This window comes from Micromonospora sp. C31 (assembly GCF_018070575.1).
Lineage (GTDB): Bacteria > Actinomycetota > Actinomycetes > Mycobacteriales > Micromonosporaceae > Micromonospora.
Map to the genome: position 1 here is coordinate 16,191 of NZ_JAGPXN010000031.1, position 26,591 is coordinate 42,781.

Genomic DNA, 26,591 nt, shown 5'->3' on the forward strand with positions numbered 1-26,591 from the left:
GCGGGCCGGGAGAGGTGTTACCGTGGAATCCCGTGGATCGCGTGATCACTTGGCTGATCGGCACGGCGGTCTGCACGACCGCGACGGACGACACGGGAGCAGGCCTTGGCCCCATCAGCACGGACGACCAGGCACATTTTCGTCACCGGGGGAGTCGCCTCCTCGCTGGGTAAGGGCCTCACCGCCTCCAGCCTCGGCAACCTGCTCACCGCGCGCGGCCTGCGCGTGGTGATGCAGAAGCTCGACCCCTACCTCAACGTCGACCCGGGGACGATGAACCCGTTCCAGCACGGCGAGGTCTTCGTCACCGAGGACGGCGCGGAGACCGACCTCGACGTCGGGCACTACGAGCGGTTCCTGGACCGGGCGCTCTCCGGCAAGGCGAACGTCACCACCGGCCAGATCTACTCGGAGGTGATCGCCAAGGAGCGGCGCGGCGAGTACCTGGGCGACACCGTCCAGGTCATCCCGCACATCACCAACGAGATCAAGTCGCGGATCCTGGCGATGGCCGACCCGGACGACGACGGCCAGGTCCCGGACGTGGTGATCACCGAGGTCGGCGGCACCGTCGGCGACATCGAGTCGCTGCCGTTCCTGGAGGCGATCCGCCAGGTCCGTCACGACCTGGGCCGGGACAACTGCTTCTACCTGCACGTCTCGCTGGTGCCGTACCTGGCGCCGTCGGGGGAGCTGAAGACGAAGCCGACCCAGCACTCGGTGGCCCAGCTGCGCAGCATCGGCATCCAGCCCGACGCGCTGGTGCTGCGCTGCGACCGGGAGATCCCCGACAAGGTCAAGCAGAAGCTGTCGCTCTACTGCGACGTCGACCGCGAGGCCGTCACCGCCGCCCCGGACGCGCCGAGCATCTACGACATCCCCAAGGTGCTGCACCGCGAGGGTCTCGACGCGTACGTGGTGCGCCGGCTCGGTCTGTCCTTCCGCGACGTCGACTGGACCAGCTGGGACGACCTGCTGGACCGGGTGCACCAGCCCCGGCACACCGTCACCGTCGCCGTGGTCGGCAAGTACGTCGACCTGCCCGACGCTTACCTGTCGGTGAGCGAGGCGATCCGGGCCGCCGGCTTCGGCCACCGCTCCCGGGTGCAGTTGCGCTGGGTGCCGAGCGACGAGTGCGTCACCCCGTCCGGCGCCGCGGCCGCCCTGTCCGGCGTGGACGGCGTCGTCATCCCGGGTGGCTTCGGGGTGCGCGGCATCGAGGGCAAGATCGGCACCGCCCGCTACGCCCGGGAGAACGGCATCCCGCTGCTCGGCCTCTGCCTCGGCCTGCAGTGCATGACCATCGAGGTGGCCCGGCACCTGGCCGGCCTGGAGGGCGCCAACTCGCTGGAGTTCGACGCCGAGGCCGCGCACCCGGTCATCGCCACGATGGCCGACCAGGAGGACATCGTCGCCGGCAGGGGCGACCTGGGCGGCACCATGCGGCTGGGGGCGTACCCGGCGGCGCTCGCCGAGGGCTCGCTCGTCGCCGAGGCGTACGGCGACACCGAGGCCAGCGAGCGGCACCGGCACCGCTACGAGGTGAACAACGCCTACCGCGACGCGCTGACCAAGGCGGGCCTGCACATCTCCGGCACCTCGCCCGACGGGCGGCTGGTCGAGTTCATCGAGCTGGACCGGGGCCTGCACCCGTTCTTCGTCGCCACCCAGGCGCACCCGGAGCTGAAGAGCCGGCCGACCCGGCCGCACCCGCTGTTCGCCTCCTTCGTCAAGGCGGCGGTGGCCTACTCGGAGGCCGACCAGCTCCCGGTCGACCTCGACGCGGCTGGAAGCGCGGCGAAGCTGGACGCGACCGGGAGCGCGGCGGCGACGAACGCCGCCCGCAACGGCGGCGCTGCCGCGAAGGCGACGTCAGCCTCGTGAGCGACCGCACCGTCGAGCCCGACAGCGGGGCGAGTGCCGTGGCGCACCGCTACGAGGTGCGCTCGCGCACCGAGCGCTACCGGGGCCGCATCTTCGACGTGGTCAGCGAGGAGGTGACCATGCCGGGCGGCGGGACGGGCGTGCGCGACTTCGTCCGGCACGTCGGCGCGGTCGCCGTGGTGGCGCTCGACTCCGCCGGCCAGGTGGTGCTGATCCGCCAGTACCGGCACCCGGTCGGGCGGCACCTGTGGGAGCTGCCCGCCGGGTTGACCGACGTCTCCGGCGAGGACCTGGCCGCCGCCGCGGTCCGGGAGCTGGCCGAGGAGGTCGACCTCACCGCCGGGCGGATCGACGTCCTGGTGGACCTGCACAGCTCGCCCGGCTTCACCAACGAGCTGGTCCGGGTCTTCCTGGCCCGGGACCTGACCGACGTGCCGGCGGAGCGGCGGCACGAGCGCCGCGAGGAGGAGGCCGACCTCCAGGTCGTCCGCATCGACCTGGACGAGGCGGTCGGTATGGTCCTCGCGGGCGAGATCACCAACGCCTCCTGCGTGGCCGGGCTGCTCGCCGCCGCCCGGGCCCGCGACACCGGCTGGTCGGCGCTGCGGCGGGTCGACGCGCCCCTGCCGGGCTGAGCCGGGCAGAGAGAACGTGAAGGGGCCGTGCGCTACGCCGCACGGCCCCTTTCGTCGTTCCGGGTCGGTCAGTCGCGCAGCGGCCGGCCCTGCCCGTCGACGCCACCGTTGATCAGGATCAGGATGCCGTCGACGAGGCCCCAGATGCCGCCGATGCCGCACGTCACGAGGGACACGACGAGCTGGATGACGCCGGTCTTGGTGTCGCCCATGTAGAAGCGGCCGACGCCGAAGGTGCCCAGCACGATCTGCAGGACGCCGGCGACGACCTTGCTCTTGTCGGACACGCCCGACGGGTACCCGGGCTGGTTGGGGTAACCGGGCTGGTAAGGAGGTGTGGTCATGAGGCGACACCCTAGTGATCCACTCGGGTCCTGTCCGCAGCGGCATCCGAAGAGTGGGACGATTTTGGCTGAACACTGTCCTGACGGCTGAGGTGCGGGCCTCGCCGCCGGTGCCGTTCACGCCTGACACTTCGTCAGCGTGTGCCGGCACCGGATGTCAGTGTGCTGCCTCCCCGGAGGTGGCGACGCGCCTAGACTGCCGCCGGCGGGACCGGTGGACCGCGGCGGCAAAGGGGCCGCCGTGGCACCGAGCAGTCGGGGGAGCGCAGCCCCGAAGAGAGGTGTCTGCATCGTGAAGGTCGGAATCCCACGCGAGGTCAAGAACCACGAGTACCGCGTGGCGATCACGCCGGCGGGCGTCAACGAGTTCGTCCGCAGCGGTCACCAGGTCTTCGTCGAGTCCGGCGCCGGGGTCGGGTCCAGCATCGGCGACGACGAGTTCGCCGCCGCCGGGGCCAAGATCCTGGCCACCGCCGACGAGGTGTGGGAGACCGCCGAGCTGGTGCTCAAGGTCAAGGAGCCGATCGCCGAGGAGTACCACCGGATGCGCGAGGGGCAGGTGCTCTTCACCTACCTGCACCTGGCCGCCTCGAAGGCGTGCACCGACGCGCTGGTCGACCGCAAGGTCACCGGCATCGCGTACGAGACCGTCGAGCTGCCCGACCGGTCGCTGCCGCTGCTCGCCCCGATGTCCGAGGTGGCCGGTCGGCTCGCCCCGCAGGTGGGCGCCTACCACCTCCAGCGTCAGGGCGGCGGGCGCGGCATCCTGATGGGCGGCGTCTCCGGCGTGTACGCCGCGAAGACGGTGGTCATCGGCGCCGGCGTCTCCGGCATGAACGCCGCCGCGATCGCGCTCGGCCTGCAGGCCGAGGTGCTGCTGCTGGACAAGAACGTGGCCCGGCTGCGCCAGGCCGACGCCATCTACCGCGGTCACCTGCAGACGGTGGCCTCCAACGCGTACGAGATCGAGCGGGCCGTGCTGGACGCGGACCTGGTCATCGGCGCGGTGCTGGTGCCCGGGGCGAAGGCCCCGACCCTGATCTCCAACGAGCTGGTCGCCCGGATGAAGCCCGGCAGCGTGCTGGTCGACATCTCCATCGACCAGGGCGGCTGCTTCGAGGACTCGCGTCCCACCACCCACGCCGAGCCGACCTACCAGGTGCACGACTCGATCTTCTACTGCGTGGCGAACATGCCGGGCGCGGTGCCGCACACCAGCACCTACGCGCTGACCAACGTCACCCTGCCGTACGCCCTGGAACTGGCCAACCACGGCTGGCGCGAGGCGCTGCGTCGCGACCCGGCGCTGGCGCTGGGCCTGAACACCCACGACGGCCAGGTCACCTACGGCCCGGTCGCCGAGGCGCACGGCATGCCGGCCCTCGCGTTGGCCGACGCGCTGGTCTGAGGGGTGGCGGGCTGACCGGCACACCGGACGGGGCCGGCGCGGGCACAGAACCCGCGCCGGCCCTGCGTCGTGCCGTGCGCGGCTACCTCGACCACCTCACCGTCGAGCGGGGACTGTCGGCGAACACGCTCTCGTCGTACCGTCGGGACCTGGAGCGCTACCTGGCCACCCTGGCGGTGGCCGGCGTGCCGGACCTGGCCGCCGTCGGCCCGGGGCAGGTCGAGGCGCACCTGGCCCGGCTGCGCGCCGGCGACGAGGAGCATCCGCCGCTCGCGGTCTCCTCCGCCGCGCGGGCGGCCAGCGCGGTGCGCGGGCTGCACCGGTTCGCGCTGCGCGAGGGGCTGGCCGGCGCCGACCCGAGCCGGGACGTCCGCCCGCCCACACCGCCGCGCCGGCTGCCCCGCGCGCTGCCGGTCGACGCCGTGGCCCGGCTGCTGGAGACGGCCGGGTCGCTGACGGCCGCCGGCGACCAGGCGCCGCTCGCGCTGCGCGACCGGGCGCTGCTGGAGTTCCTGTACGGCACCGGGGCGCGGATCTCGGAGGCGGTCGGCGCCGCCGTGGACGACCTGGACGTCGGCGAGGGCACGGTGCTGCTGCGCGGCAAGGGCGGCCGCACCCGGCTGGTCCCGATCGGCGGGTACGCGGTCGAGGCGGTGCGGGCCTGGCTGGTGCGGGCCCGGCCCGCGCTGGCCGCCGCCGGCCGGGGTACCCCGGCGGTCTTCCTAAACGCCCGCGGCGGCCCGCTGACCCGGCAGGGCGCCTGGACGATCCTGCGCCGTGCCGCCGAGCGGGCCGGTCTGTCGGTGGACGGTGCGCAGGCGGTCTCCCCGCACACCCTGCGTCACTCCTACGCCACCCACCTGCTCGACGGCGGCGCGGACGTGCGGGTGGTGCAGGAACTGCTCGGCCACGCCTCGGTGACCACCACCCAGGTCTACACCCTGGTCACCGTCGAGCGGCTGCGCGAGGTGTACGCCACCGCCCACCCCCGGGCGCGGGGTTGATCCCGCCCGGCCCCGGCCCGGGGGCGGGATCGACCGCCGGGCGGCCCGCCCGGGGTGGCCGCCGCCGGCCGGCACGGGTGGCGCGACGGTCCACGCAGCGGTGCGGGGTGGACGTTGCCGGTGGCTGGCCTGGTCGGCGGGGCGGCGACACGCCGAACGGGTGCGACCGGGCCGCGGGCCGGTGGCGTACAGTCGGCATCGGCGCGGACCTCCTGGGGCGACGGTGATGCAGACCGGGGTGCGCAGCGGCGCCGCGAAGGACGTCGGACGGCTCCGACGCCGGGTGGTCGTCGGGAGGGGGCAACGAGCACATGGCTGGCAACGGTGACCGTGCCGAGACCTGGACGTCGGAGCTCCGCGAGCAGCAGGCCACGCTCGGAGCGGATCTCGGTCCGGCGGATCCGGCGGCATACACGATGCGCAAGCCGATCCCCGAGCCGATGCCGACCGACCGGCACGGCCCGGCCCGGATCATCGCGATGGCCAACCAGAAGGGCGGCGTTGGCAAGACCACTACGACCATCAACCTGGGCGCCGCGCTGGCCGAGTACGGCCGCAAGGTGCTGCTGGTCGACTTCGACCCGCAGGGCGCCCTCTCGGTCGGGCTGGGGGTCAACCCACACAACCTCGACCTGTCGGTCTACAACCTGTTGATGCAGGACGACGTCACCGCAGAGGACGTCCTGATCAAGACCGACGTGGCGGGGCTGCACCTGCTGCCGGCCAACATCGACCTCTCCGCGGCCGAGATCCAGCTGGTCAACGAGGTGGCCCGGGAGATGGCCCTGGCCCGGGTGCTCCGGTCGGTCCGCAAGGAGTACGACTACATCCTGATCGACTGCCAGCCCTCGCTGGGCCTGCTGGCGATCAACGCGCTGACCGTGGCGCACGGCGTGCTCATCCCGCTGGAGTGCGAGTTCTTCAGCCTGCGTGGGGTGGCCCTGCTGCTCGACACCATCGACAAGGTGCGCGAGCGGCTCAACTTCGACCTGGAGCTCGAGGGCATTCTCGCCACCATGTACGACAGCCGCACCACCCACTGCCGGCAGGTGCTCCAGCGGGTGGTGGAGGCGTTCGGCGACAAGGTCTACCAGACGGTGATCACCAAGACCGTCAAGTTCCCCGAGTCCACCGTCGCCGGTGCCCCGATCACCACGCTCGACCCGGCCTCGTCCGGTGCCCGCAACTACCGTCAGCTGGCCCGCGAGGTGATCGCCGCCCAGGCCGAACGGTAGGCCGGGATGCACCTTCGCACCCGGTCCTGCGGGGCGTGGACTACGGTCTCCCGGTGACCGCGCCGTCCCTCGACCCTCCGACGACGCCGGAGCAGCCCCCCGTACGGGCCGCCGAGGCCGTCACCGAGGTGCCGACGGATCCGACGGGCGGGGCCCTCGCCGAGGCGCCGACGGAGCCGGCCGAGATGTCCGAGGCGGCGGCGGAGAGCGGCGGGTTCACCGTCCGGCTGGCGAACTTCACCGGGCCGTTCGACCTGCTGCTCCAGCTGATCGGCAAGCACAAACTGGACGTGACCGAGGTGGCGCTGCACCGGGTCACCGACGAGTTCATCGCCTACATCCGCGCGATGGGCGACGAGTGGGACCTGGACGAGGCCAGCGAGTTCCTGCTCATCGCCGCGACGCTGCTCGACCTGAAGGCGGCCCGGCTGCTGCCCGCCGCCGAGGTCGAGGACGAGGAGGACCTGGCGCTGCTGGAGGCGCGGGACCTGCTCTTCGCCCGGCTGTTGCAGTACAAGGCGTACAAGGAGGCGGCGGCGCACATCGCCGCGCTGGAGGAGGTTGGCGGCCGGCGCTACCCCCGCGCGGTGACCCTGGAGCCCCGCTACGCCGAGGCGCTGCCCGACCTGGTCCTCGGCATCGGGCCGCAGCGGCTGTTGAAGCTGGCGGTGCGGGCGATGACGCCGAAGCCGGTACCCGAGGTGTCCATCGCCCACGTGCACATGGTCCGCGTCAGCGTCCGGGAGCACGCGGGGATCCTCACCGAGCGGCTGCGCCGGGTCGGGACCGCCACCTTCTCGCTGCTCTGCGCCGACTGCGAGGCCACCCTGGAGGTGGTGGCCCGGTTCCTGGCCCTGCTGGAGCTCTACCGGGAGGGCCTGGTCGCCTTCGTGCAGGAGCAGGCGCTGGAGGAGTTGACCGTACGCTGGACCGGTCCCGCCGAGGGCGGCCCCGACCTGCACGTCGACGAGTACGCGGGCACCCCGGCCGAGCCGGCCCCGACGGCGCCCGAGCCGGCGGGCTCCGGCCCGCTGCCGGCGGCGTCGGCCGAGCGGCGGCCGGTGCCGGACGGTACGCCGGACGAGGCCGGCCCCGGCGCGGTGGCGGCCAGCGGGACGGCTGTGGACGAGGCCGGCTCGGCCCCCGTGCCCAGCGGGGCGGCGGCAGGTGCGGCGCCTGCCAACGGCTCGGTGGCGGAGGGCAGCGGGCCGGCGCGTGGTGTGCCGGCGGACGGGAACGGGACGGCGACGACGGAGGGACGAGCGGGATGAGCAGCGACGAGCGTCGGGACTCCCTGGCCGACCAGGCCGCCGCCTGGGTACCGCCCTGGCAGCGCCCCACGGTCCCCTCCGCAGCCCTCGAACCCGAAGATCTTGGTAACTCCGCGCCCCCAAAGGGGCCGGAACCTACCAAGATCTCGGGAGATCCTGCCCGTGCGGCGGAGTCCGCAGCGGCGGCCGCAGCCCTGGAGGTCAGCGGGTCCGGGACGGCCGGCGGGGCGGGGGCGGCCGGCGGGGCGGGGGAGAGCGGCGGGCCGGGAGAGGCCGGCGGGCCGGGAGAGGCCGGCGGGGCGGGAGAGGGCGGCGGGCCGGGGGCGGCCGGTGGGTCCGGGGAGGCGGGCGGCGGGGAGGGTCGGGGTGGTCGGGGCCTGCCGGCGAAGGGTGCGGCGGGGCGGCGGCGGGCGGCCCCGGTGCCCGAGCCGGCCCCGGAACTAGACGACGCGGAGCTGCGCGGGGCGCTGGAGGCGATCCTGCTGGTGGTGGACGAGCCGGTCAGCGAGTTGGTCCTCGCGCAGGTGCTGGAGCAGCCCGCCGAGCGGATCGGGCCGATGCTGGACGAGATCGCCGCCGGCTACACGGCCGCCGGACACGGCTTCGAGCTGCGTCGGGCCGCGGGTGGCTGGCGGCTCTACACCCGCCCGGAATACGCCACCTACGTGGAACGGTTCGTACTGGACGGGCAGTCCGCGCGGCTGACCCAGGCCGCGCTGGAGACACTGGCCGTGATCGCGTACAAGCAGCCCGTCACCCGGTCGCGGATCTCCGCCATCCGGGGTGTCAACTGCGACGGGGTGATCCGTACCCTGGTCTCCCGCGGGTTGGTCGAGGAGTGCGGCACCGAACCGGACAGCGGGGCGTTCCTCTACCGGACCACCACGATGTTCCTGGAGAAGCTCGGGCTGAACAGCGTCGACGACCTCCCGCCGCTGGCCCCGTTCCTTCCCGACGACGTAGAAGAGCTTGCCGATGCCACGCGATGACCGCACGCCCCGCCCCGACGCGCCCGCCTTCGAGGGGGCCGAGCGCCTGCAGAAGGTGCTGGCCGCCGCCGGCGTGGGCTCCCGGCGCGCCTGCGAGGATCTGATCTTCCGCCGCCGGGTCACCGTCGACGGCCGGGTCGCCCAGCTCGGCGACAAGGTCGATCCCGCCACCGCCGTGATCCACGTCGACGGCGAGCGCCTCGTCGCCGACACCCGACTGGTCTATCTGGCCATGAACAAGCCCCGCGGGGTCGTCTCGACCATGGCCGACGAGAAGGGGCGCAGCGCGCTCGCCGACTTCCTCGGCAACCGCGTCGAGCAGCGGGTCTACCACGTCGGGCGGCTCGACGCCGACAGCGAGGGCCTGCTGCTGCTCACCAACGACGGCACCCTGGCGCACAAGCTCATGCACCCGTCGTACGGGGTGCAGAAGACCTACCTGTGCGAGGTCTCCGGGCCGATCCCGCGCAACCTCGGCAAGCGGCTGATGGCCGGCGTGGAACTGGAGGACGGGCCGGCGAAGGTCGACTCCTTCCGGGTGGTGGACACGCTGGGACGCAACGCCCAGGTCGAGCTGAGCCTGCACGAGGGGCGCAAGCACATCGTCCGCCGGATCCTCGGCGAGGCGGGCCATCCGGTGAGCCGGCTGGTGCGTACCGCGATCGGGCCGATCCGGCTTGGCGACCTGCGCGCGGGGCGGACGCGGCGATTGACCAACGCGGAGGTCGCCGCCCTGTTCAAGGCCGTGGGTGACTGACCCCCGAGTTCGGGGTACGGCTGCCGGTAGGCTCCGGGGCGCCCGGCGCCGGCGGCGCACCACCGCGCGACGCGACGCCGGGCATCATTGAGAACGTTTGGACAACCGCTCGCGGAACATGTGGTGTTTCGTGAGGTACGGGCTGAGGAGGACGACGGTGGAGGAAAACGAACGGGCCGGGCGATGCGTGGTCGCTGTGGACGGGCCGTCCGGTTCGGGTAAGTCCACCGTCTCCCGGCGGCTCGCCGTCGGCATCGGTGCCCGCTATCTCGACACCGGCGCCATGTACCGCGCCGTCACCTGGGCGGTGCTGCGCTCGGGCGTCGACCTGACCGATGCCGAGTCGGTGGCCAAGGTCGCCGGCGAGGTCGACCTGCGCATCGGCACCGACCCCCAGGGGTACGGCGTGACCGCCGACGGCGTCACCGTGGACGCGGAGATCCGCGGCCCGGAGGTGACCGGGGCGGTCTCCGCCGTGGCCGCCGTGCCGGCGGTGCGCGTGCTGTTGGTAACCCGGCAGCGCGAGATGATCGCGGACGCCGGCCGGATCGTGGTCGAGGGCCGCGACATCGGCTCGGTGGTGGCCCCGGACGCCGACCTGAAGGTCTACCTCACGGCCTCCGAGGCGGCCCGGGCCGCCCGGCGCAGTGCCGAGGACGCCACCGACGTGGCGGCGACGGCCGCCGACCTGGCCCGCAGGGACCGGCTCGACTCGACCCGCAAGGCCGATCCGCTGACCCAGGCCGCCGACGCCGTGGTGCTGGACACCACCGAGCTGGGCATCGACGAGGTCGTCGCGCGTCTGCGTGACCTGCTGATCGATCGGGGAGTGGCATGACCGACACCGACGGGTGGATCGAGCTGCGGGAACCGGACGCCGACACCGAGGAGCCGACCGGCCCGCAGCCGGTCGTGGCCGTGGTCGGCCGCCCCAACGTCGGCAAGTCGACCCTGGTCAACCGGCTCATCGGCCGCCGCCAGGCGGTCGTCGAGGACGTCCCCGGGGTCACCCGCGACCGCGTCCCCTACGACGCGCAGTGGGCCGGCCGGCAGTTCACCGTGGTGGACACCGGCGGTTGGGAGCCCGACGCCAAGGACCGGGCGGCCGCGATCGCGGCGCAGGCCGAGACGGCGGTCGCCACCGCCGACGTGGTGCTGTTCGTGGTCGACGCGATGGTCGGCTCGACCGACGTGGACGAGGCGGCCGTACGCATGCTGCGCCGTAGCGCCAAGCCGGTGATCCTGGTCGCGAACAAGGCCGACAACACCTCCATCGAGATGGAGGCGACCTCGCTGTGGTCGCTGGGCCTCGGCGAGCCGTACCCGGTGTCGGCGCTGCACGGACGCGGCTCGGGCGATCTGCTCGACGCCATCATGGACGCGCTGCCGGAGGCGCCGAAGATCGTCGAGAACCGGCCGCGCGGCCCGCGTCGGGTGGCCCTCGTCGGCCGGCCGAACGTCGGCAAGTCCAGCCTGCTGAACCGCTTCTCGGGCGAGGAGCGGGCGGTCGTCGACTCGGTCGCCGGCACCACCGTGGACCCGGTCGACAGCCTGGTCGAGATCGGTGGGGAGACCTGGCAGCTCGTCGACACGGCGGGCCTGCGCAAGCGGGTCGGCAAGGCCAGCGGCACCGAGTACTACGCCAGCCTGCGGACCGCGTCGGCGATCGAGGCCGCCGAGGTCGCCGTGGTGCTGCTGGACTCCAGCGAGCCGATCAGCGAGCAGGACCAGCGGATCCTGTCCATGGTCACCGAGACCGGCCGGGCGTTGGTGATCGCCTTCAACAAGTGGGACCTGGTCGACGCCGACCGCCGGTACTACCTGGACAAGGAGATCGAGCGCGAGCTGCGCCGCATCCCGTGGGCGATCCGGCTCAACCTGTCGGCGCAGACCGGCCGGGCGGTCGACAAGCTCGCGCCGGCGCTGCGCAAGGCCCTGGCGAGCTGGGAGACCCGCATCCCGACCGCGCAGCTCAACTCGTGGCTGACCGCGCTGGTGCAGGCGACCCCGCACCCGGTGCGCGGCGGGCGGGCGCCGAAGATCCTCTTCGCCACCCAGGCGGGCGTGGCGCCGCCGCGCTTCGTGCTGTTCACCACCGCGCCGCTGGACGCCGGCTACCAGCGGTTCGTCGAGCGCAAGCTGCGCGAGGAGTTCGGCTACGAGGGCAGCCCGATCGAGATCTCGGTACGCCCTCGCAAGAAGCTCGGCCCCGGCGGCCGGGGCAAGGCGCACGGCTGATCCGCTCGATCTGAGGCCGGGTGGGGAGGGCCCTCCCCACCCGGCTTTCCGTTACCCCCAACTTCCCTACCCTCCTAGGACGCCTTGGAGGGTGTGGGGTGGGACGACGTGTTCCGGCACCGGAGGGGGCAGTGCGGACGGCGCGAAGATCCTGCGCTAAGCTGTACCGGCTGTCGCGGGAGATCCGCGGGAGCATCGGGACGTGGCGCAGCTTGGTAGCGCACTTGACTGGGGGTCAAGGGGTCGTCGGTTCGAATCCGGCCGTCCCGACTGGTATTCACCAGCGGATATAGAAGATCATATGTGATCTTGCGGTAACGCTGGCGGTAACGGAGATCGCTTAACGTGGGTTGCATCCCCCGATCCCGTTACTGCGGAGGTGCAGCCTCATGGCTGTCTACAACTACCGCCTCGCCAACGGCCAGACCCGCTGGTTCTTCATCATCGACCTCCCGTCTGACGCGGATGGTCGTCGCCGCCAACACAAGCGGCAAGGGTTTCCCAACCAGACTGCTGCTCTGAAGGCGGAGGAGCAGGCGCGCGCCGCCTACGGCGGAGCGGACCTCGGCGCCGACGGCAGCGTTGCTGCCGAGCTGGAGAGTTGGCTCAACGAGCGCGAGCTGGACGTCCAGGAGACGACCCTCAGCAACTACCGGGACGTCATCCGCTGCTACGTAGTCCCGCACATTGGCGGGCGACAGCTCTACGCCCTCGACAAGCGGGTCATTCACGACCTCTACAAGAAACTGCTGAAGAGCGGCGGCAAGAACGGCGGGCCGCTGTCGCCGACCACCGTCCGCATCGTGCACCGGATCATGATGAAGGCGCTGGCCGACCTCGGGGTCAACGTCGAGGGCGTACGGCAGCCCCGGCAGGCCGAGCGGGAGACGATGGGGCGCAAGGGCGTCTGGACGCCGGCGCAGTCGGCGAAGTTCCTCAAGCACCACGCCGACCACCGACTGCGTGCGGCGTGGGTGCTGGCGATCGTCGTCGGTGCCAGGCGTGGGGAGCTGGCCGGCCTCAAGTGGCCGCGCGTCGATTTCGACCGGGGAGTGCTGCTGCTGCACTGGCAACGCACCACGACCAGCAACGGGGTGGTGGAGAAGGCGCCCAAGGGCAAGAGTAAGCGGGTGGTAGCGCTCGGGCCGGCCCTGGTAGCGGAACTGCGCGCCCACCGGGAGCGTCAGGCCGTGGAGAAGGCCGACGCCGGCGTCCTGTACCACGACGGTGGTTACCTGTTCTGCCGCGAGGACGGGGAGCCGTACTACCCGAAGTACTTCACCGACCAGTGGGCGAAGGCGTGCGCGGATTCTGGGGTGCCCGTGATCGCGTTGCACGACGCTCGGCACACCTCCGCTACCACGGGCGCTGACGCCGGTGTTCCCGAGCACGTGATGCAGCGGCGGCTTGGTCACGCTGACAGCCGGACGACGCGTGAGGTCTACACCCACGTGCTGCCGGAGAGCGAGCGCAAGGCCGCGGAGCTCATGGAGGCAGTACTCGGCGACGCAGCGACCTGGTCGCCGCGGAATAGCTAGACCGAAGACGCTGGGTCACGCCCGACTGCAGTACTTCTGGCTGCGGAGGTTTCCGGTGAGGGAGCCCGATGTCCAGACCGTCAGCTCGGGCATCGACACGGTAGCCGGCGGCTGTGGCCGTTGCCGTTACCCGTGGCGATTGTTCTCACTTGGCAACGCGCCGAGTAACCGGATGATCGCATCGTGAGGGTTGACGCCGGTACCGGCGTGCTCACGACCTCAGGGGAGGGCGGCAGACGATGTCAACCACCACAACTGGCGGACGCAAACCGGGCCAGGCGCTGGACCAGGTCTGGACGATCGAGGCGGTGCGGGAGCTCGGCGTCACCACCGACGTGGAGACCGCTGGAGCGATCCTGGGAATCGGGCGTACCAAGGCCTACGAGCTGGCCAAGACCAACGAATTCCCGGTACGCCTTCTGCGCGTCGGCCGGCGGTACCTCGTGCCCGTACCGGCGATCCTCAAGCTGCTTGCCATCGAGTAGCCGCCCTGCCGCTAGCCAGGCTCAGAGCCTGAGACAGGGAATCCCGGGACCGACCGGGCTGGTGCGCCGACAAAACAAAAGGACCGACGGCGGGCACGGTGTGAGCCGGCGCGCCGTCGGTCAGCCGTGTGAGTCGTTACGGTCCAGAGCGCTGGGACAGCGCCAATGAACTCCTGCAGCTCGGTGCGCCCGATCGATCAGCGGGGCCAGGCTGCGAAGCGTCGCCGTAGCTGTACCACGTCGGTGCGAGTCAGCTGGTACGGCACGAACGCCTCGTCGGGCATCCTGTCCAGGCGCCGACCCACCACTGGAACGTCCTCTGCCTCAAGTCCGGGGTCAACGCGGCGGGCCATGGCCAGCAGCTGGGCCGGTGTGTACTGGTCGAGCACTGCGGCCACATCGACGTAGTCACGCTCGCGGGCGCGTCCCACGAGCGCGGTGACTTTCCAGGCGAGCAGGTCGGCCAGGTCCATGACCGGGCCGACATCCATCACCACCGGAGCATGGAGTCGCGCCTGACAGGACAGGCTCAGCCGGACCACCTTGTTGCCCCGTTGGATCTCCCATTCCGTCATGTGGTCGTCAATGCCGTAGATCATTGCCGACAGCTCGCTGTCGTCGGCGACCCGTGTTACCTGGAAACCAGCTTCGAGCAATGCTGTCTCCACGGCCTCGGTCGCTGGGGCGACTCCGTCGGCGCGGTCGGTGAAGGCGTCGACGTCCTCTGTCGGCCGGTCGACGACTCCGTGCAGGAGCAAGGCCAGTCCACCGCCGAGGGCAAGTCCGTGCTGCTTGGCTACGGAGAGCGCGACCCGCGCGACCTCGACGTGCTCTGGGTCAGGGTGAGGCATCAGGCTGCGGCCGAGATCTGGCGCAGTACCGCATGCCGGTCCTCCCATGCGTGGCGCACACCCCGCGGCAGGTAGAGGTCGTTCCATACCCGGATCAGGGTCGGACCGTCGAGCCAGGCGCAGAGTTCATCAACCCGCACCGCTTCGGTCAGCACGACCTCGTACAGGGCGTTGCGCGCCCATTCCTGGTCCAGGTTGACGCTGCGGTCTGGCCGCCAGAGCAGCCGGTGTGGCAGCTCCACGACACCGCTGGTCGGTCCGTGCAGGGCGGCAAGATCGTCTACGACCACAACGGAACGGCCCGGCCGGGCTAGATACCGCCGGGCGGAACGAGTCGAAGTGGCGCCCATGCGTCGAGGGTAGCGCCTCGAACGGGTAAAGGCGGGATGCTACCGATGCCAACCGGAACGCCGTCAACGGCGGTCGGTCATTGGCTCCGCCTCGGCTCGTCGGCATCGCGACCGCCGTCACGGCACCGACTCGCTAATCATGGCCGCGCAGCCTCTGCCATAGGGACAGCGAGGGACCGGTCAGCCAGCGCTGCTGTCGTGGCACGATCAACCCTCAGCGCTGCCCGTCGACGCCACGGAGCCTGCGGGCGGCGGTGAACAGGAAGAACTGATCCTTGAACCCCGGATCCGTGTTGAGACGGCTTTCAACCGAGTGGCAGCGGTGCGACCGGACCAACCGTCGTGCACTGGGCGTGCTCGTACCGGGTGGCGGAGAGCAGCAGCCACTCGTCGCAGCCCTGCCATGGGTAGCCGTTGGCGGCTCCGCCACGTACGGTCCGGGACCCGTCACCGGTCCGTGGCCTTGCGTCTGCCAACCCGCAGATCCACAGGTCGGCGCAGAGCTCGTTCGCCGATCCCACCGCCGCCAGCCCGAACGCGTTCTCCCCGGCGGCCGTCCGCGTCTCGTCGCCAAAGTCGTCGAGCAGATAGTCCTCGCCGGGTTCCCGTCACCGCGGAAGGCCAGCGTGGTGGTGCCGGCCCGAGCCTCGTATCCCACTGCGCCTCGCTGGGCAGCCGGATCGGCAACAGCTTGAGCAGGTCGTCTTCGAGCCGCGCCGTGCAAGTGTCCGCCTCGGCGTACGGGTCCTCGTGCTCGGGCAGCCAATACCGGACCTGCGCCACTGTCAGCGGGTGCCGGGCGATCAGGAACCGCTCGACCCGCACCTCGCGTATCGGCTGTGCGTCCCCGGCGCCAGCGACGGACGGCTCGACGGTGTCCTCGACCTCGCCGCTGCGCTTGATGGCGCGTACCGCGTCCAGCTCTGCGTGGGCCAACCACCACCCCGCCGGGTGTCCTCGACCGCGCTCGGTCGAGATTGGCGGCCAATGGCCATATCTTGCTCCCTGTCGCGGGCCATTCCGGTTCGCCGGCCGCTGCGGACCCACAGGGGCGTTACCGACCAGGCGTCACGACCACCTGGTCGACCAGCGTGCCCTCTCCACAGCACTTGACAATGACCGACGGTCGGATGAATTGCTCCCACCGGGGCCAGCCGGCGGCCAGCATCTCGTACCCAGCGCCGATGCCGGCGAGGGTCCCCGATTGTGGCCCGCCTCCCCTACGGCAGGACGCTGCACGAGGCTGCGCCGAATCCGAAACTGCGACCGTGGCCGCTTGCCCTCACTGTGGACCTGGTTAAGCGCCAAGTGTGCCTTGGTGTACCGGTTGGCGTACCGTGATCGAGCGCTTCGGTCAGTCCGCCGTTGGGGCTGTCGACGGAGTTGCCGAAAGCCGGACGAGTATGTGCCTTGATCTCGCCAACCCGCCTCAGTCGCCCTTCACCGGCGGTCACGCCGCCTGCCGCGACCGCCTCAGCCGGCTCAGGTCGACGCCGTAGGCGAGCGCGATGGTGAAGGTCAGCGCCGCGCCGGCCCAGGCGGCCCACCAGAACAGGAAGCCGCGCAGGTCGAGTCCGTTGCCGTTGGCGAGCATCGGGTCGTACGGCGGAGGAAACAGCCGGTGGAAAGCAGGACCGCCGAAGAGGAAGATTGCCCCGGACACGATTATGCCGCTGGCCACGAAGAGCCGCAGGGACCGCCTGCCAAACTCTTGCTGCCGCCGGATCAGGTTGGCGACCAGGCTCAGGCCGATTGGTCCGCCGAGGACGAGAGCCCCGCAACCGATGAGCGTCGCTGTCCCGTACGTCACGGGCCGATGCTACTTCCGTACCTGACCGTGATCGGATGCAGGATGGCCGGCGGGTCACGCTCGTGCAGGGTGGCGGTAGGCCAAGGTGGACCCTGCAGCCCTGCCGGTGCGGCCGGACATCGATGTGCTGGGGTGATCTTCCGACCTCGGAACCCCTGCAGGGGACGTAGAGCAGCGGCGAGGCAGCAGGAGGGCAGCACCAACGTCGGTCGGGTCTGGTCCATGACGTCAAGCAGTGCTTACCAGCGCCTGCTTGTCGACCCAGCATGGTACGGCCCAACACCGGTCGGTAGGTTCAGACCGCATCCCCTCGACGGTGGCCGCTGAAGCGCTGGCCGGTGCCGGTAACGGTTCCGCTCACCGGGGCGTTAACGGCCAGGCGTAAGGCTCGTTGCCGTGAGTACCGAAGGCAATGTCAGCGCTTCTGGTCAGGCTCGGCACCGTGAGCACCTCAGCCCCGGCCGCCCCCACCGGACCTATCCTCGGTTCTCCGACGAGGAGAGCGCGCTGGTCGTTGAGGCGGCCCGGCGAGCTGGTCTCACGCCAGCGGGATACACGGCGCAGGTGGTGGTCGGCGCAGCGCGCGGAGTAGAGCCGGTCACGGGCCTGACCGGTGACCTGCGGGAGTTGCAGCGAGAACTGTTCGCCGCCCGCCGCGCGGTGAACATGTTCGGCTCCAACGTCAACCAGGCTGCTGCAGCCGCGAACGCGACCGGGGAGCTACCCGGCTGGGCCGTCGAGGCGGTGCAACTGTGCGTGTACGCCGTCGCCCGCCTCGACCAGGTGACGGCACTGATCGACCGGCGGCTGCGGTGATCTCGCGCGTCCACCGTCGCGGCTGCCGCGTCGGTGGGCTGCTGCGCTACCTGTACGGGCCGGGGAAGCAGGAGGAGCACGTCAACCCGCGGTTGGTCGCGGCGTGGGACGGTGCCGGGGAGCTGGCCGATCTGGAGCCGGAGATCACCGCCTCAGGTAAGCGGGACTTCCGGAGGTTGACCGCTCTCCTGGAGGAGCCGGTACGAGCCGGGAACAGACCGCCGGCGAAACCTGTGTGGCACTGCTCGATGCGCTTGGCGCCGGAGGACCGCGACCGGGTTCTCACCGACGGCACCTGGGGGCGCATGGCCCGGGAGATGCTCACCGAAGCGGGACTCGCCACGGAGGCGGACGACCCGGGCCTGCGGTGGGTGGTGGTGCGGCACAACGATGACCATGTCCACATCGTCGCCACCCTCGTGCGTGAAGACGGCCGCACGAACTGGGCCTGCAACGACTATCGCAAGTGCGTGAAGGCCACCTACAACGTCGCCCGCCGCTACGGCCTTCGCAGGCAGGTGCCCCCGGCCGACCGCACCGCACACCGCAGGCCACACCCCGTGGAGGTCAACAAGGCCCGCCGCAAAGGCTGGAGCGACACCCCTCGCGACGAGTTGCGACGGCGGGTCCGCACCGCCGTCGCCGCCGCCGGCAGCGAGCTGGAGTTCCTCGACCGGCTGCGGCAGGCAGGGGTGCTGATTAGAGTGCGTCGCAGCACCGTCAACGCCGATGAGATCACCGGCTACGCCGTCGCTCTGCCTGGCGCGGGCACCGGTGACGGGCAATCGGTGTGGTTCTCCGGTGGGCGCCTCGCCCCCGATCTGACCCTGCCGAAGCTGCGCCGCCGGTGGGGCGACCCGCCGCCGGCCGCCGGCCTACCGTCGAGAGGTCGGGTCACGGCCCGCGCCCAAGCCCTACGCGACGCCGCCAGCGTCACCCAGGTCGCGGCGGAAGAGATCCGCCGCAGCGCCCGCGAGGATCCCGCGGCCGCCCAGGCCGCCGCTACCGCCGCAGCCGACGTGCTCACGAGCCTGGCGTACGCGAGGGAAGGCAGCCTGCGTGGGCCGTTACACCGGGCGGCGGAGGTGCTCGACCGCGCCGCACGCGACATGTACGCACGGACCGCGCGCACGACGTCCCTGTCGTACGAACTGAGAGCGATGTCGCGGCTGGTAGCGCTCATGGGCCGCATCGCCGGCGACGAGGACTCGGTCGCCGCGATGGCGCTGGTGCTCGACATGGCCCGGCTTGCCGACGCGCTTGAGTACCTTCGCACCGCTCAGCAACGGCTGCACCAGGCAGAGGCAGCCCGGGACGCAGCCCAGCAACTCCGGACCCTCGCCGCTGGCGGGCAGCGGCCGGTAACGACGCCGCTCACGGTGGCGGTAACGCCCAGCCCGACAGTGGACAGTGCCCGCCGCGCGATGCGGGCCGGTAACGGAAGGAGCCCAGCATGATGCAACCGCAGCACGAAGACCCGGTCGACGAGGCCAGACAGAAGGCGATGCAGTTCCTCGGCGTCGTTTCCACCCTCAGCGAAGCCGTCGCCCGCTTCGCCGCGGTGGGTATCCAGCGCAAGGCCGCCGAGGAGGAACGCGTTGCCGGCCGGGAGCGGGCCGCCGAGGCGGCCAGCCGCGCCGCCGACCGGCTCGGCGACTCCGTCCGCGCCGACCGGGAGCGACTCGCCCGCCGGGTCGACGGCTCGTGGCTGAAGGACGCCACCCTCACCGAGGTGGCCGAGGTATGGCGTACCGCGACGGTGCACGCCGCCGCCGGCGACCCCGTCGCACAGAAGCTCGCGGGGCTCGCCCTGGATCGCCTGGGCGAGCTGCACCCGCAGTGGCGGGCCGCGTACGACCGGCAGCGAGCGGCTGGAAAGTCCGCTCCCGACGCCGCCCGCGCCGCGGCCCACGAGGTCTGGGAGGACGAAGCGACGAGGGCCGGCGCCAGCGGCAGAGCGGCGCGACCGCACGGTGGCCCCGAGGGCCCGAAGCTGCGCGCCGGCGCGAACGGGAAGGCGCTACCCGCTGGTGGGCAGGCGCTCAACGACCTGGACGCCGCCGTACGTTCTGAAGCAGGACGGCTGCTCGCCGACGTCAGTCCCGAGGCGCTGGACCGGCTACAGCGTGACCTGCGCGCCAGCGGCCGAGCGCCAGCGGCGGACAGCCTCGGACTTGTACGCCAGTACGTGAGTGAGGCCCGCAAGGCAGGCGTCCTGACGCCGGTGGTCGCCGATGCCGTTGACCGCGACCTGCTGGCACGCGCGGACGAGGATCGGGCGCAGGCCCGCGCCGTCGCCGGGACGCCTGATCACCCGCGCACCGCAGTTGACGAGCATACCGAGGGGCTCGTTGTGGCCACGGGGCATTTCGGATCGGCCAGCCACGACGAAGTCGTGGCCCAGCAGCGCCGCCTCGGCAGTACGTTCGCTCCGCTGGTCGTCGGCGGGAAGGTGGACCCCCTCGTGTCCGCCAAGCGGCCGGCGACGGTGGTACCGGAGCGGGTCCGGGCGGTGACGCGATGACCAGCGTGAAAACCTCAAGTCCTTTCGGCGAGGTGGACGGGACGACAGAGGATTTCGCAGCCCAGGTGGCGCTGTTGACCAGGCAGGTCGCCGAACTTGAGCAGGTTGTCGCCGACCGCGCGGCCAGCGGCGGTGGGCAGGGGCAGCCACCGGTGTACGCGACTGTCGAGGAGTGGGTCCGCGACTACCTCCTGCCGGGATTTCCCCGACCGGTCGGCGAGGTCGGGCTGGTGCGGTGGCACTGGTGCGAGCAGTGGTGGCGCCACGACGAAGCCGTGACCCGGCTGACCGCCTTGTGGTACGGCTGGGAACACGCCCGGCTCGAGATGACCGGCATGCTCGGCTGGCTGCGCGAACTGGACCACCACCTGCCGATGCTGCTCGGCCCCGACGGGCCATTCCGCTCCTGCGCCCCTGGCATCGACGGCAGCACTGCCCGACACAAAGCACCCACCGTGGCCGTCGTTGAGCAAGCGCCAGAGCGGTGGTGGGACTGGTGGGATACCGAGTAGGCACGCCGGGCGTTCCCCTACCCGCTGGTCCTGACCGTCTGCCGAGCCGAGGCCATCCGCCTGGCCCGACACATCCGCGCCCTCGTCGCCGAACTCGTTACCAACCACACCACCCTGCACCAAGCAGTCACCACACACGCACCACAACTGCTCGACCTACTCGGCGTCGTCGCCGCTACCGTCTTACTAGCCTGGTCACACCCTGGACGCATCCGCTCCGAGGTCGAGTTTGCCGCCCTGGCCGGCGCATCACCGCTACCAGCCTCATCAGGCAACACCACCCGACACCGACTCAACCGCGGCGGCGACCGCTGCCTCAACCGAGCCCTCTGCACCGTCGCCTTGATCCGCATGGGCCACGACCCCCGCACCCGCGCCTACGTCACCCGCTGCACCGCCGAAGGCCGCACCAAACGCGAGGTCATGCGCAGCCTCAAGCGCTACTGTCGGCAACGCAAGTCAACTGCAGGCGTGCATACTCCCACATGGTTCGCATGGCCATGGAGCCTAGCGACAGGACCGCCCCGGGACCATCAGCGCTAAGGAGGGTGGATGCGGGACGACCGGCGCCCTGATGCACGTACAAGGTGGCCGTCTGTGGACCCGGCGTCAGCGTGACGGCCTGATTCCCATCGACTGGATCCCACCGGCCCGCCGGCTTCTGGCCCAAGGCCGCCCGATCGACGCGTTCGCCCACGTTCTCCATCGCCACCGGTCCGAGCGCGGCGCGCCGCAACCCCCGTTGGCTGATTGCCGCCATCCTCCGGCTGGCCTCTGGCGGAAAAAACGGGCGAAGCTCGTCGAGCTGCTCGAATCGGCCCTGCACGAGCATGCGGAGGTTGGCCGGCTCGACGACAGCTTCCCCCCAATACCGCGAGGTCTCCGCCGACGTGCTGCTGATGACCGGCGGCCGGAGCGACCTGGCGCACGTCGGCCCCTCCGCCGCCCGGCTCGCCGAGGTGCTCCCCTCGTCGCGGGTACCCACCTTCCCGAAACTGAATCACTTCGGACCGCACCACCGAGGCACGACCGAGGTCTCCGCGGCACTCACCACGGTTGAGTCAGAGCCACCTTGAACGTCCGCGAGCACCTCGAACTGTCGCGATCGAACGCACTACCTTCGGCACGACCGCAAGCCGTCATGATCGGCCGGCGGTGACGCTACGCGCCGATCGGTCTGCGGCATGAGCTGACGCCGTCCCAGACGCCACGGACGAGAGCCAGGGGTAGGATGTAGCGCTTGTGGATCTCGTAGCCCGCCTGCTGAATACACTGGCGAACCAGCCGGTGCATCCGGCCGAGTTCGAGCGATGCGCGTGTGCACTCCTGCAACCGCGTTATCCGGGCCTTTCTGCCGTCGAGGGCGGCCACGACTTCGGGCGTGACGCCGACATCTACTTTCCGTTCGGTAGTGGGGACACGTGTAGCCGGGGACGACTTCTCGTTACGACCGGTGATCCGGCCGCGAATCTTCGGACTGGACTGCGGCGGATGCGGGAGGAGGGCCTGTCCGTCGCCTTGGTGGTCATCGCCTGTATCCGGGCAGTCAGTGCCCGTGAGCGGGCCACCTTGGACGACATCTGCGCGGAGTACGATCTGGACCCACCGCATGTCTACGCCCGCGATTGGCTCGTGGCCGCACTCGTCCGCGATCCGGTGTGGCGGCAACGGCTGCTCGGCATTGCTGGCGAGCTCGGTGCGCTCGTCGACCGGCCGTTGGAGATGCTGGAGCAGGCGACGGTCTCGGTCGCTCTGGTGGGTCGGGATATTGAGCTGTCGATGCTTCGCAACGTGATCGCGGACGGCAAGGACGCAGTCGTGTCCGGCGTCCCGGGCGTCGGGAAGACCCGGGTTCTGGCTGAACTCGATCGATCGGTGGTGTTCTTGGAGCAGGCGGAGCCGGGCCGAGTTATTGATCATTTGCTGCTGCGGTCCCCGTCCGCTGTGGTAATAGATGACGCGCACACCCGTGTCGACGAGTTGCGGGTCTTGCGGCGTGCGCGGCTGCAGGAGGGCCTTTCCTATTCGATCATCGCGTCTACCTGGCCCACGATGTTCGACGCCGTCGGCGAAGAGCTGCCCGGAGCCGAGACCGTCCCGATCGAGCTGCTGGAATTGGCGGATATGAACTCGCTCGTCGAGTCGGTCGGCGTCACCGCGTATCGGGCGAGGCAGATCGTTCTGCGCCAGGCGGAGGGGCGCCCAGGCTGGGCACTTGCGCTGTGTGAACTCTTCGCGAAAGGCGCTGGCTACGATGTTGTGAGCGGCGTAGCACACTTGGCGAACGTGGAGCGCTTCCTCCGGCGGGCCACTGAGTCCGAGATTGCCCTTGACGCTCTCGCATGCATGGCGGCTCTGGGCCACATCCCTGTTGAGATGTTGCACAAACTTGCACCGCTGCTGGGCGTTCCGCCCGCTGAGCTGGTGGGGCTGATGAACCGGCTCAGCCGTAACGGGTTGGTCGACCAGGCTGGGGGCGGCTGGTCTGTTCAGGCGAGCCTGCGGGCGCCGTTGGTCGCCCGATGGTTCTTCACCGATCCGCCTGGACGTCCGTGGTCAACGCTGCACGCGGCGTTCCCCGACCGGTCGCTCAACTTAGCCGGTGCGGTTGTGGCGGCAGCGCACACTGGGTCTGCGGCCGCTCGGAGTGCGGCGGAAACCTGGGTGACATCGCTGCCAGAGTCGGCGAGCTGGGACACGGCGATCTTCAGGGTTGTATCGGAGTACTCGACGTTGGACGAGAGCGCCGCCCTATGCGCGGTCAAGCACGCCCGAACGGCGCTAGCCGCGCCGCGCGAGACCGTCCGGATCGGGGAGGTCAGCCTCGACCCGGTGGGGGACGCCGCCGCCACATTGCTGACCCGGGCCGCCCGTGGGTGGCTATTGCCCGAGGCCGTAGCAGGGCTGCTCGATCTGGCCGTCGGCGACAATCGCCTGCGCCACCAGACGCCAGCGCACCCGCTGCGCGTGCTCGGCGACCTGGCCCGACATGTTGACCCTGACTACGGCACGGCGGTCGAAATCCGGGAACGTCTGCTCGACGGCGCGCTCGGTTGGCTGACCGAGAATGCCGAACCTCACCGGTGGACCGTCGCGGCGGAGCTTCTCGCCGCCGTCTTCTCGGTCGAGGCGTCGGGAAGCTGGACCGAGCTCGGCGCCCCGTACACGATTACCGTCTCCCAGGGGATCGAAAACGCGCGACACCTCGCGCGGCTGAGGGCGATGTGGGAACGCGTCGCAGAAGCCGTCAGCGCCGACCAGAAGTCGGAGCTGCCTCGCTGCCCGCCGGAGGCCCTTCGATCCCTGCTCGACTTGGCTGGCGAGTGGCTGCGTCTCGGTATGGGCTTCTCGTTCGGCCAGACCGAGCCGACAGATAAACAGAAGCAGATTGCCGCCGACGGTGGCCGCGAGATCCTTGAATCGCTTCGGCCAGCCCTGCAGCGAGTACCAGGACTCGCGCTGCGCGCTCAGCGTTTAGTCTTCGACCTTGAGCAGCGCGGTCAGACCACTGGCGACCTGATCCAAGCCTTCGAGCTTGATTCTGATTTAGAAGATCTTGTCGGACGACACGACCCCTACCTGGCCGACGATCTCGAGGCCGCGTTGCAGGAGCGGGGCGCCGCTACTGACGCTCTCGCCCGCCGGCTTGCCGCCCTCGGGCCAGCCCTTGGCACGGCCAGGTTCATTGGGCTACTCCAGCAGGAAGGGTTGGCAGTTGAGCATCCCAGTGGAGGATGGATCGCGGAACGAATAAAACAGCACATGGGCGACCCGGCGGCCTGGTATCATGCCGCAGCCGCGGCCGGTGAACCCTCGCTTCTGCGCGCCGCCACGGAGCGCTGCTTGGCAGAAAACCCGGACACGCTGCCTGAGGCTGCAATTGCCGGGGCCCTCCGCGACTCGAAGCTGCGCCCCGCGGTGATATCCGCGATGCTCGCACGTTCGGAGGTCGATGACCTCGCTGAACTTGTAATCGGAGATCTGCGGGCAGAGGACGCCCCGATGCTCCGCCGGCTGTTCACCCGCGACGCGCCAGACGATGTCCTGCACCAGTTGCTCTTGCACCCCATCCCGGCGATTGCCGGCGCCACAGCAATGAGTTTCGGCGTCGGCCAGAAGCACGGCCCGGCCTTACCGGAGCAATGGCGGCCTGAGTGGGAGGAAGCCATCCGCCACCTGAGAGCCGAAGATCTTGACACGCACGGCAAGTGGCGTACCGGCGAGCTGCTCAAGCACCTCGCGGAACACGAACCGGACCTGTTCGAGGCATGGTTTGAGCGCCAGTTCGACGAAGCGGACGAGAAGCGGTTCATCTCGGCGCCCGAACCCCGTGGATGCGAAAGACTCCTTGGGAAGCTGCCCCAGCCGCACCGCGAGCGCCTCGCTCGTCGATGTGCAGGTCGGCCCTGGATTGGCAAGAGCCTGCTGACCTACCTCGTCGGACGGGACCAGGAACTCGCAGAGCGACTCCTCGATGACAGGACCGTTACGCTCGACGGGCTCCTCGAAGTGGTCTTGGGTGAACGGAACCAGACCCTCGAAGAGATCGGGCCACTGCTGTTGGAGCGCGGTGTCGCACCCCAGCGGATCGCCGCAACTGCTGGCGGCCTCGTGTCAGGTTGGGGGCCGGAGTCGGCAAAGCATCAGGAAATTTTCGAGTACTTCAGCGGATTGGGTGAGCGTGTACCCGCCCTTGCACCGGTCGGCGAGGCGGGCTGCATCCAGCAGGCCACGCTGCGTGAGCGGGCTGAAGCCCGCGAGCGGCAAGAGCGTGTTCGCGGCTGGTGACGCCAATACCTGCATCACCAGCAAGTTCCCGTCGATGCTGGTCCAGCCCGACGTGTTGTGGCCCACCGGCTCCGTCTTCGAGGCTGCGGTCGTCGGGTTTACGTCGAACGTCCAGTCGAGGGACTACTCGCAACCTGCGATCTCGTGTCGTCGCACCGACTCGCGCCAGATGCAGCAAGCCCGTCCTCGTGCAGGGCGCACGGGATCCCTAACAGAGGAGGGTGTCACAGCCACTGTCACCGGCGCCAGGACCCCCTAGTCTCGTCGTTCGTGCCGTATGCTCAGCCCGGCGACAAGCCACCCTCAGCTTCCGGTCCCTTTCCAAGCTGAGCGCCGTCGACGTCGTCGCTCCCAGGGGCCGCCAGCACCAACTCCCCGCCGTCAGGCTCGCGTCCACCTGTCCTGCGGAATCGTCCATGAACGCCGAGAAAATCGATCATCACCTGCACCGCGTTGCCGGCTTCCCAGTGGCCTGGTGCCGCACCACGATGAGCGGCATCGTTGCGACGCTTGTTAAGCCAGCGCAGCCGATCGACTGGAACAGCGAGCTGAAGGCCGGAGTGCTCGGCGATCGAGATGTAGTCGCCGAGAGCTGTACGCTCGCTGATGCGTCCTCGCTGCCTTTCGGGCAGTTGGTCGACGTGACTGCGGACGTGCCGGCCAAGGGCAATCTCGAGGGCGGTAGCTGCGTCGATGATTGCGCGCCGGTAAGCGTTGCGTCTGTGCGCGGCTCGTGCGTCACGACTGAGCACCTCTTCGAGCGGCGGTTCCTTGCCGTCACGGACGAACCCGAGGATGTCAGCCCATTCCCGCGCGCGGAGTGGAAGGACGCGAGGTGTAGTGATCGTGAAACCCAAGGCGCCGTCGTGCGGCGGCTCGATAAACGTGAGCCCTGCGCCTACCGACTCTGCGTCGTAGACACGGTGATTGGGGTCGAGGTCCTGGCCGGTCAGGACCTCAGTCCAGGTGCGCACGTCGTTGAACCACCTGTTGATGTATGCAGCGAGCTGATGCTCGGGGGTAAAGGGTCTGCTGCACCGATAGGTGACAGTTCAGTCACGCGGCCTGACTGGCCGGTCGGGTCATGATGGTCTCGTACTCGATAGGGGTCAACCGGGACAGGGATCGTTGGCGTCGACGGCGGTGGTAGGT

The 26,591-nt window shown here is 70.4% G+C and carries 24 protein-coding genes and 1 tRNA gene; 19 read left to right on the forward strand and 6 right to left on the reverse strand.

What is annotated here, in order from left to right:
* Positions 1-105 precede the first annotated feature (105 nt).
* Positions 106-1,884: a CTP synthase gene (locus tag KBX06_RS26485; RefSeq protein ID WP_210839701.1), complete on the forward strand. Its 1,779-nt coding sequence runs from the start codon at positions 106-108 to the stop codon at positions 1,882-1,884.
* Positions 1,881-2,519 carry an NUDIX hydrolase gene (locus tag KBX06_RS26490; protein WP_210839702.1) on the forward strand — a complete coding sequence of 213 codons (639 nt, stop codon included), beginning with the start codon at positions 1,881-1,883 and terminating at the stop codon, positions 2,517-2,519. The genes KBX06_RS26485 and KBX06_RS26490 overlap by 4 nt, the downstream gene beginning before the upstream one ends.
* Before the next feature lie 68 nt (positions 2,520-2,587).
* Here KBX06_RS26490 and KBX06_RS26495 read toward each other — a convergent pair whose 3' ends face one another.
* Positions 2,588-2,863, reverse strand: a complete 276-nt coding sequence (locus KBX06_RS26495) for a TM2 domain-containing protein (RefSeq protein WP_210839704.1) — start codon at positions 2,861-2,863, stop codon at positions 2,588-2,590.
* 292 nt (positions 2,864-3,155) lie between these two features.
* Here KBX06_RS26495 and ald point away from each other — a divergent pair, with 292 nt between their 5' ends.
* The 11 genes from ald to KBX06_RS26550 all read left to right on the forward strand — a co-directional run bounded on the left by ald (position 3,156) and on the right by KBX06_RS26550 (position 13,788).
* On the forward strand, positions 3,156-4,271 hold the full coding sequence (gene ald / locus KBX06_RS26500; protein ID WP_210839706.1) for an alanine dehydrogenase: 1,116 nt from the start codon (positions 3,156-3,158) through the stop codon (positions 4,269-4,271).
* A gap of 11 nt (positions 4,272-4,282) precedes the next feature.
* A complete protein-coding gene (locus tag KBX06_RS26505) occupies positions 4,283-5,275 on the forward strand; it encodes a site-specific tyrosine recombinase XerD (RefSeq protein WP_210839729.1) in 993 nt (330 codons plus the stop codon).
* Between the two features lie 311 nt (positions 5,276-5,586).
* Entirely contained in the window at positions 5,587-6,510 is a 924-nt protein-coding gene (locus KBX06_RS26510) for a ParA family protein (protein WP_121397670.1), read from the forward strand.
* A gap of 26 nt (positions 6,511-6,536) precedes the next feature.
* Positions 6,537-7,781, forward strand: coding sequence for a ScpA family protein (locus KBX06_RS26515; protein ID WP_374225679.1), 1,245 nt, complete (start codon positions 6,537-6,539; stop codon positions 7,779-7,781).
* Positions 7,778-8,770, forward strand: a complete 993-nt coding sequence (gene scpB, locus KBX06_RS26520; protein WP_210839711.1) for an SMC-Scp complex subunit ScpB — start codon at positions 7,778-7,780, stop codon at positions 8,768-8,770. The genes KBX06_RS26515 and scpB overlap by 4 nt, the downstream gene beginning before the upstream one ends.
* Positions 8,757-9,527 (forward strand): pseudouridine synthase, encoded by a 771-nt coding sequence (locus KBX06_RS26525; protein ID WP_210839712.1) that lies wholly within the window; start codon positions 8,757-8,759, stop codon positions 9,525-9,527. The genes scpB and KBX06_RS26525 overlap by 14 nt, the downstream gene beginning before the upstream one ends.
* Positions 9,528-9,684: 157 nt before the next feature.
* Complete coding sequence (gene cmk, locus KBX06_RS26530) at positions 9,685-10,365, forward strand: (d)CMP kinase (RefSeq protein WP_210839713.1); 681 nt, start codon at positions 9,685-9,687, stop codon at positions 10,363-10,365.
* The gene (gene der / locus KBX06_RS26535; protein ID WP_210839714.1) at positions 10,362-11,765 is read left to right on the forward strand and encodes a ribosome biogenesis GTPase Der; all 1,404 of its coding nucleotides are present in this window, start codon (positions 10,362-10,364) and stop codon (positions 11,763-11,765) included. Before cmk ends, der begins: the two co-directional genes overlap by 4 nt.
* Positions 11,766-11,961: 196 nt before the next feature.
* A tRNA-Pro gene (locus tag KBX06_RS26540) sits at positions 11,962-12,035 on the forward strand.
* Positions 12,036-12,154: 119 nt separating this feature from the next.
* A complete protein-coding gene (locus KBX06_RS26545) occupies positions 12,155-13,303 on the forward strand; it encodes a tyrosine-type recombinase/integrase (protein WP_210839715.1) in 1,149 nt (382 codons plus the stop codon).
* A 239-nt stretch (positions 13,304-13,542) separates the two neighbouring features.
* Positions 13,543-13,788: a helix-turn-helix domain-containing protein gene (locus KBX06_RS26550; protein ID WP_210839716.1), complete on the forward strand. Its 246-nt coding sequence runs from the start codon at positions 13,543-13,545 to the stop codon at positions 13,786-13,788.
* Positions 13,789-13,985: 197 nt separating this feature from the next.
* Here KBX06_RS26550 and KBX06_RS26555 read toward each other — a convergent pair whose 3' ends face one another.
* The 4 genes from KBX06_RS26555 to KBX06_RS26570 form a co-directional block, all read right to left on the reverse strand.
* Positions 13,986-14,639: a nucleotidyl transferase AbiEii/AbiGii toxin family protein gene (locus KBX06_RS26555; RefSeq protein ID WP_210839717.1), complete on the reverse strand. Its 654-nt coding sequence runs from the start codon at positions 14,637-14,639 to the stop codon at positions 13,986-13,988.
* Positions 14,639-14,989, reverse strand: coding sequence for a hypothetical protein (locus tag KBX06_RS26560; protein ID WP_210839718.1), 351 nt, complete (start codon positions 14,987-14,989; stop codon positions 14,639-14,641). The genes KBX06_RS26555 and KBX06_RS26560 overlap by 1 nt, the downstream gene beginning before the upstream one ends.
* 447 nt (positions 14,990-15,436) lie before the next feature.
* Positions 15,437-15,925 carry a hypothetical protein gene (locus KBX06_RS26565; protein ID WP_247686728.1) on the reverse strand — a complete coding sequence of 163 codons (489 nt, stop codon included), beginning with the start codon at positions 15,923-15,925 and terminating at the stop codon, positions 15,437-15,439.
* Between the two features lie 514 nt (positions 15,926-16,439).
* On the reverse strand, positions 16,440-16,799 hold the full coding sequence (locus KBX06_RS26570) for a hypothetical protein (RefSeq protein ID WP_210839719.1): 360 nt from the start codon (positions 16,797-16,799) through the stop codon (positions 16,440-16,442).
* A 564-nt stretch (positions 16,800-17,363) separates the two neighbouring features.
* Here KBX06_RS26570 and KBX06_RS26575 point away from each other — a divergent pair.
* The 6 genes from KBX06_RS26575 (at position 17,364) to KBX06_RS26600 (ending at position 25,439) form a co-directional block, all read left to right on the forward strand.
* Positions 17,364-17,615: a hypothetical protein gene (locus tag KBX06_RS26575; protein WP_210839720.1), complete on the forward strand. Its 252-nt coding sequence runs from the start codon at positions 17,364-17,366 to the stop codon at positions 17,613-17,615.
* Positions 17,612-19,072 carry a relaxase/mobilization nuclease domain-containing protein gene (locus KBX06_RS26580; protein ID WP_210839721.1) on the forward strand — a complete coding sequence of 487 codons (1,461 nt, stop codon included), beginning with the start codon at positions 17,612-17,614 and terminating at the stop codon, positions 19,070-19,072. Before KBX06_RS26575 ends, KBX06_RS26580 begins: the two co-directional genes overlap by 4 nt.
* Entirely contained in the window at positions 19,069-20,139 is a 1,071-nt protein-coding gene (locus KBX06_RS26585; protein WP_210839722.1) for a hypothetical protein, read from the forward strand. Before KBX06_RS26580 ends, KBX06_RS26585 begins: the two co-directional genes overlap by 4 nt.
* Positions 20,136-20,651, forward strand: a complete 516-nt coding sequence (locus KBX06_RS26590; RefSeq protein ID WP_210839723.1) for a DUF4913 domain-containing protein — start codon at positions 20,136-20,138, stop codon at positions 20,649-20,651. The genes KBX06_RS26585 and KBX06_RS26590 overlap by 4 nt, the downstream gene beginning before the upstream one ends.
* Positions 20,652-20,798: 147 nt before the next feature.
* The gene (locus KBX06_RS26595; RefSeq protein ID WP_247686739.1) at positions 20,799-21,194 is read left to right on the forward strand and encodes an IS110 family transposase; all 396 of its coding nucleotides are present in this window, start codon (positions 20,799-20,801) and stop codon (positions 21,192-21,194) included.
* A gap of 699 nt (positions 21,195-21,893) precedes the next feature.
* Positions 21,894-25,439 carry an ATP-binding protein gene (locus tag KBX06_RS26600; protein ID WP_210839725.1) on the forward strand — a complete coding sequence of 1,182 codons (3,546 nt, stop codon included), beginning with the start codon at positions 21,894-21,896 and terminating at the stop codon, positions 25,437-25,439.
* A 281-nt stretch (positions 25,440-25,720) separates the two neighbouring features.
* Here the strand turns inward: KBX06_RS26600 and KBX06_RS26605 are convergent, their stop codons facing one another.
* On the reverse strand, positions 25,721-26,413 hold the full coding sequence (locus KBX06_RS26605; protein WP_247686730.1) for a hypothetical protein: 693 nt from the start codon (positions 26,411-26,413) through the stop codon (positions 25,721-25,723).
* Between the last annotated feature and the right edge of the window lie 178 nt (positions 26,414-26,591).